The sequence below is a fragment of the Bartonella sp. ML69XJBT genome, assembly GCF_028618515.1.
Classification (GTDB): Bacteria; Pseudomonadota; Alphaproteobacteria; order Rhizobiales; family Rhizobiaceae; genus Bartonella.
The window spans coordinates 1-5567 of record NZ_JAQITB010000061.1 but is presented as its reverse complement, the minus strand read 5'-3'; the positions used below and the strand labels follow the sequence as shown (position 1 = coordinate 5567).

At 40.1% G+C, this 5567-nt stretch carries 7 protein-coding genes; 5 read left to right on the top strand and 2 right to left on the bottom strand.

Annotated features, from left to right (window positions below; all coding sequences use genetic code 11):
• Positions 1-754: 754 nt before the first annotated feature.
• From PVV68_RS09545 to PVV68_RS09530, 4 genes are read left to right on the top strand one after another with little or no spacing between them, the layout of a single operon-like run.
• Positions 755-961 (top strand): hypothetical protein, encoded by a 207-nt coding sequence (locus PVV68_RS09545; protein ID WP_273721886.1) that lies wholly within the window; start codon positions 755-757, stop codon positions 959-961.
• 32 nt (positions 962-993) lie between these two features.
• Positions 994-1155 carry a DUF6990 domain-containing protein gene (locus PVV68_RS09540; RefSeq protein WP_273782968.1) on the top strand — a complete coding sequence of 54 codons (162 nt, stop codon included), beginning with the start codon at positions 994-996 and terminating at the stop codon, positions 1153-1155.
• The gene (locus tag PVV68_RS09535; protein ID WP_273721883.1) at positions 1142-1312 is read left to right on the top strand and encodes a hypothetical protein; all 171 of its coding nucleotides are present in this window, start codon (positions 1142-1144) and stop codon (positions 1310-1312) included. The genes PVV68_RS09540 and PVV68_RS09535 overlap by 14 nt, the downstream gene beginning before the upstream one ends.
• Complete coding sequence (locus PVV68_RS09530) at positions 1302-1502, top strand: hypothetical protein (RefSeq protein WP_273721881.1); 201 nt, start codon at positions 1302-1304, stop codon at positions 1500-1502. The genes PVV68_RS09535 and PVV68_RS09530 overlap by 11 nt, the downstream gene beginning before the upstream one ends.
• Positions 1503-3057: 1555 nt before the next feature.
• Here PVV68_RS09530 and PVV68_RS09525 read toward each other — a convergent pair.
• Complete coding sequence (locus PVV68_RS09525) at positions 3058-3381, bottom strand: hypothetical protein (protein WP_273721878.1); 324 nt, start codon at positions 3379-3381, stop codon at positions 3058-3060.
• 1487 nt (positions 3382-4868) lie between these two features.
• Here PVV68_RS09525 and PVV68_RS09520 point away from each other — a divergent pair.
• Positions 4869-4994, top strand: coding sequence for a hypothetical protein (locus tag PVV68_RS09520; RefSeq protein ID WP_273782967.1), 126 nt, complete (start codon positions 4869-4871; stop codon positions 4992-4994).
• A 215-nt stretch (positions 4995-5209) separates the two neighbouring features.
• Here the strand turns inward: PVV68_RS09520 and PVV68_RS09515 are convergent.
• Positions 5210-5567: hypothetical protein (locus PVV68_RS09515; protein WP_273782966.1), on the bottom strand; the 358-nt coding region annotated here is incomplete at its 5' end.

The window sequence follows — 5567 nt, the reverse complement described above, 5'->3', positions numbered from 1 at the left end:
TGGAAGAAGAGCAATTTTTTTGCTGTTTTTATGTTGCTCAAAATTCTTGCTGTGTATGCTGTTGTCTTTATCCCAGTTATGTTGGGGCTCTTTATATTTTTTACCTGTCGGTTGAAAAAAGTCTCTTCAAATGGGAAGAGGCAATGCGAAAACGAGGACAAATCGTTTTCTCCCCAAATGATCCGGATAAAAAGAAAAAAAATAAGTGGGGGAGAATGAATAATCCTGTTTTAGAATCCTTGATTATAGTGGTTTGTCTTGGGATGCTTATTTTTTCTGATTTTGTTGTGTTTAGCATTCTAGGGCTTTATTATTCTGTTTTTAAGCGGGCGAGAATGTCTTTCCAGTTAAAAAAAGAGTTGAAAAAACTGTGATTGTGACGCGGCGTTTGATTGGTTCTGAGGGAGGAAGAGAATGGTGAAGCAGATGGTGATGAGAGAGTGAGGCAGGGAGGGGTGAAAAGAGCTGATAGGGAGGAGCGATGAAAAAAATGGGGATAAAAGAGATGAGAAGCAAGAGCAGCAAGAGAAGTTTGAAAAAGTTTATGCTGATGATGAAGTTCTCACCATGGAAAGCGCAACAGAGTTTTTAAAGAGTCGGGGCTTTACGGTGGAAATCGAGGGATAAGGCTCTCATTTGGCCATCTTGTTTTTACCCAATCGCGAAGTGCAATTTCTCATCTCATGATGAACAAGTGGAAGAGTTCTCACTATTTGCCCCAGTTTCCCCTAGATTTTATTGTGGACTTTTCATTATGAGTGGTTTTTTTGCTGCGGCTTGTCGGACTATTCATCCGTATCATTCTCAAAGTTTGCTTGTGTTCCATTTGAGTTTTATTGCTAGAGGACTGCAAATTTTTGAAGAAAAAGTTACAGTCGGGCGCTTGAAGCAAGCGCTTGATGAAACTTTAGAATGGACGATGAAGGATAGGCGTTTTCAAGAAATATTTCACTCTCAATAGAGCCTACTACCTTGGGAAAAAGACACGGTAGAGTGGTTGATGAATGCAATCAATGGAGCTCTCTTTATGCGCTTCTCCATCTCGCCGTCCTTGCTTTGCTTGGTGATGTGGAGACCTTACAATCTTATCAAAGGCGCTTTGCTGCGGGGAATAGCCTTGCCTTTGATTTATGGAGCGAAGATGTGGGCGCTTGATGAAAGCCATCTTGAGCGTGCTGTGTTGATGGCTGAAGAGTTTGCAAAAACAGAGGAGCTGAGTTACGCTGTGCTTGAACGGGTGGCTGAGAAATTATCCATGAAAGTGAATCACTATCGGCGTTTGAGAGTCAGAGATCCAAATTATGTGTCATAAAAAAGAGTTTTTCATAGACAACTTGTTGAGGAAAAAAGACAGCAAAGAACAAGGATTCTATGGGGTAAGTGATGAACCAATCATGTTTGAAGCTGAAGGGAGAAAATATTGCCCCGATATTGTCTCCATTAAAGATGGTGAAATCGCCTTTATGGATATAAGCATTGATGAGTGGCATAACCCTGCATAACCCATTGGGGAGGAAAACAAAGGGCTCTGTTGAACAATTGGCAATTTCTCAAAATTTTTTCAGAAAAGAAAAATAATCACCATAAGATTTTAAAAAGCAGGTTTAATTGTTTTGCAATATAAGCAAAACACTTGATAGCAAATGCACCACTCTTTCCTCTTTGTTGTCTTTGGGGATGTGTCTATAAGGTTGCCAAAGCCTCTGGTTGTTTGTGAGAGAATGACCCCGCTTTGCTGAATGATTTTTTATAGAGCACCTTTATACTCCGTTTACTTGTAGGTATGTCCCTCGCAGCATGATACCCATGAATTTCCCCATAGCAAAGTGGTTTTAGGGCTGTGGGGCTGTATGTAAAGCAGGCTTGATTGTGTTGCAATATAAGCAAAACACTTGATAGCAAATGCACCACTCTTTCCTCTTTGTTGTCTTTGGGGATGTGTCTATAAGGTTGCCAAAGCCTCTGGTTGTTTGTGAGGGAATGACCCCGCTTTGCTGAATGATTTTTTTATAGAGCACCTTTATACTCCGTTTACTTGTAGGCATGTCCCTCGCAGCATGATACCCATGAATTTCCCCATAGCAAAGTGGTTTTAGGGCTGTGGGGCGTATGTAAAGCAGGTTTTATTCTCGCAGAGCCTGCTGGTTTTGCTGCTTTTAGCATGAAAACATCTTAAGGAAAGCAATTTGTGTGATTTTTATCACAAAGAAAACAACATGAAAATATCCCTTTATCATACCTCTTTAAACGAGAATGGTTTTAAGCCATTCCTTGGTGAGCTGATATGGGTGATCTGATATGGCAAAAAATGCTTGGAGGGAAAGAAAATTCCGCTGTCTTGATTTGTAAGTGGTCAAAATTTTTCATCCTGTACAAGCTTCTTTAAGCTTAGAAAGCTGTTTGTTGAATATCAATAATCTTCTCTCGATTTTATTGTCGTTACTCTTCTCTGTCGTTTGGTTGGTGTGATTGGCAGTTGGGTTCGTATCGTTCTGAAACACCAGGATGATTGAAAAATGATGCCTTATCTGCTGCCATCATTGAAAAAACGAATCATCAGTTAAAATATTGGCTTTGAGAGCGATAAAATACATTCATACAGAGGCATCCATGTCGTCTCTCTCTCCTCACTTCTTTTCTATCCCTTTCAGTGTAAAAGAGCAAAGCTTGGCAAAATCATGAGAGTAGAAAGAGGCTCTCATGTCCTTTTGTGGCTTCCCTTGTAAATCTCTTTCAAGCGCTTGCTCCATCTTTATCACAGCTGTGAAGCGAATCATTCAACCTATAAGCAATCAGAATGCTGTCAAAAATATCAATCTTATGACAGATTGGACAGAAGACAAAAATGATCGTTTTTGAGGACAAGGGAGGAGATGATTGAGTATAAAAATATCATAAAATTCGTATAATATCATTGAAATTAAGCAGAAGCATTTTTGATAAAATTAAAGAGTAAAAAAAGGCTCCAATAAAAATGGAGCCTTTTTCATATGAGACTTTATAATATATAATAATCTGTTTTTCTTTACTTTATATCACCGTTCTCTATACAGTTATCTAGCTCTCTAGAAAAAACATTTGTACACGATACATTATAATTGAGCGTATAAAGCCAATTAATGCATGTAATAAATTTTTACCTTGATGATAGATTTCTTCTATAGCTCTGTATTTTGCTATAGTTTTACTTTCTTTTAAGAGTATATTCAATGTATCCGATGTACCACTTATTGGTTCAAAAAACTGTAAATTCGTTTTCTCAACATTATAAGGAGCGACAATAGGAGAGGGTTTCTTATTGACTATACAATCAGACTGTTGAATTGCAAGAGCTAAACCACTGGTTACTGCACTTGCTATGAAAAAATATCTGATATTCATAGTTTTCTCCTATATTTATTTCTGATAAATAAATATCAAAATGTATTATACATAGATTCATTTTAAACGATTATAGTAAAAATGCAATATTCATAAAAAAGAATGAATTTTGCCTCTAAATTGACAAAATTTACCCTTAATTTCTTCAATCAATTCTTTCGAACTCTGTTTTATAAAGGAGGGTTTGAAGGTTCCAGGCCATATACTCATATGATGGAGTGACAAAAATAGCTGTTCGCAAATTTTTGTTTTGCATTATGGGAAAGAGGGAAAACCCATGAAAGCTAAACACATCCTATGAGGGGCGGGGTGCAGTCTTTGAGGGTTGGGCTGCACCCTGTAAATTGGGGTGCACTTTATGAGGGTTGGGTGCATCCTTAAGGCAGGGTGCATCCTTTAACGGTCGGGGTGCCCCCTGTAAAATTGGGGTGCATTCTATGAGGGTTGGATGCATCCTTTAAGGGTGGGGTGCACTCTATTATGGTAGGGTGTACCCTTAAGGGTGGGGTGCACTCTATGAGGGTTGGGTGCACCCTTAAGGGTAGGGTGCACTCTATGAGGGTTGGATGCATCCTTTAAGGGTGGGGTGCACTCTATGAGGGTTGGGTGCACCCTTAAGGGTAGGGTGCACTCTATGAGGGTTGGGTGCACCCTTAAGGGTAAGGGTGCACTCTATGAGGGTTGGGTGCACCCTTAAGGGTTGAGTGCACTCTAAGAGGGTAGGGTGCACTCTAAGAGATTTGGGTACATCCTTTGAGGGTTGGGATGTACCCTATGAGGGGCGGGGTGCACTCTTTGAGGGTCGAGTGCACCCCGGTGAGGGGTAGGTATATTCGTGAGTAAATAAAATAGTCAAGAAAATTTATGATTTTTGATCTTATTTAATGGATTATTCTCTTTTTGAGAGCCGTTGATTTTCCATCTTTCCTCTTTGAAATGATGGGCTAATAAGGTTAGCAGGTCATTCTCGTTGTAAAAGAAACGCAAAAATCTATAGTTATTAGGATCTGTTAGGGAGATATTTTTGTGTTGCTGTTTGATCTCTTTGGGGTTGTGTTTTATGAGCAAAACTGCTCTCTGCCTAAAAATTGCTCGCTTGGTAGAAAATAAACATAATGAAATATTATACAGCAGAGAAAGAATTCATTAACTGTTCTTTTCTTCCAAGATTATGCAATGATCTATTTTAAAAATAGAGCTACTTTATCCACAACGTGGTCTATATACAATGTTTTAGAGTGTTATAGGATTTTAAAGTGTTATAGGTGACATGTTCTTAGGGTGTTTTTTTATTCTTTGTCCAAAAGAGCACTTAAACGGTCCAAAAGAGCACTTAAACGAGAAGAAAAACTCTGAAAATGTGCTTATGCAGAAGAAAAATGGCAAGAATGCCCCGTTTTTGATCGATGAAAATCTGCACAAATCAAGGAATTGGAAAAAGATCTTATAAGACTGTCAATTTTTATAACAATACAGGTTTTATAACAATGCAGGTACCTCAATGCGGAATATTTCCAGTGAAATGGTGGGTGATAGCTGCCAGTAGAGCGTTTGCGCAATCTGTTCTTGAAAGTTACCGGTGTGTGTTGATGATTGCTGGTGCGTGTTGGTGAGAGTTGCTGGGCTTGCATTTGGGGTGGATAGGGAGCGGCTTAGAACTCTGCGTAGAGTGTATTGGCATATGGCTTTTCTCTTGGTTTGCTTGATAAAAATGTGGTTTGAATGACAAGCACAGGGGGTGTTGGTGGTGGGATTTGCGGTGAAGTGAGGCTGTTGGGAGCTGGCGGTGTGTTGGTGGAAGCTGGCGCTAGGAGTTTGTGGTAGAAGTTTATGGCTGCTCGTGGGTACTGGTGGATGCCGGTAGAGTGTGCTTTTTGCGCAATCGGTTGCTGTGGTGCCATTGGTGCGTGTTGGTGAGAGTTGCTGGGCTTGCATTTGGGGTGGATAGGGAGCGGCTTAGAACTCTGCGTAGAGTGTATTGGCATATGGCTTTTCTCTTGGTTTTCTTGATAAAAATGTGGGGTTTTCTTGATAAAAATGTGGTTTGAATGACAAGCACAGGGGGTGTTGGTGGTGGGATTTGCGGTGAAGTGAGGCTCGTGTTGTGAGCTGGCGGTGTGTTGGTGGAAGCTGGCGCTAGGAGTTTGTGGTAGAAGTTTATGGCTGCTTGTGGGTATTGGTGGATG

Excerpts from the sequence above, each read along its gene's own strand:
- PVV68_RS09545 (WP_273721886.1), top strand. The coding sequence starts at position 755 with ATGAGTGGTTTTTTTGCTGCGGCTTGTCGGACTATTCATCCGTATCAT.
- PVV68_RS09535 (WP_273721883.1), top strand. The coding sequence starts at position 1,142 with ATGTGGGCGCTTGATGAAAGCCATCTTGAGCGTGCTGTGTTGATGGCT.
- PVV68_RS09530 (WP_273721881.1), top strand. The coding sequence starts at position 1,302 with ATGTGTCATAAAAAAGAGTTTTTCATAGACAACTTGTTGAGGAAAAAA.
- PVV68_RS09525 (WP_273721878.1), bottom strand. The coding sequence starts at position 3,381 with ATGAATATCAGATATTTTTTCATAGCAAGTGCAGTAACCAGTGGTTTA.
- PVV68_RS09520 (WP_273782967.1), top strand. The coding sequence starts at position 4,869 with ATGCAGGTACCTCAATGCGGAATATTTCCAGTGAAATGGTGGGTGATA.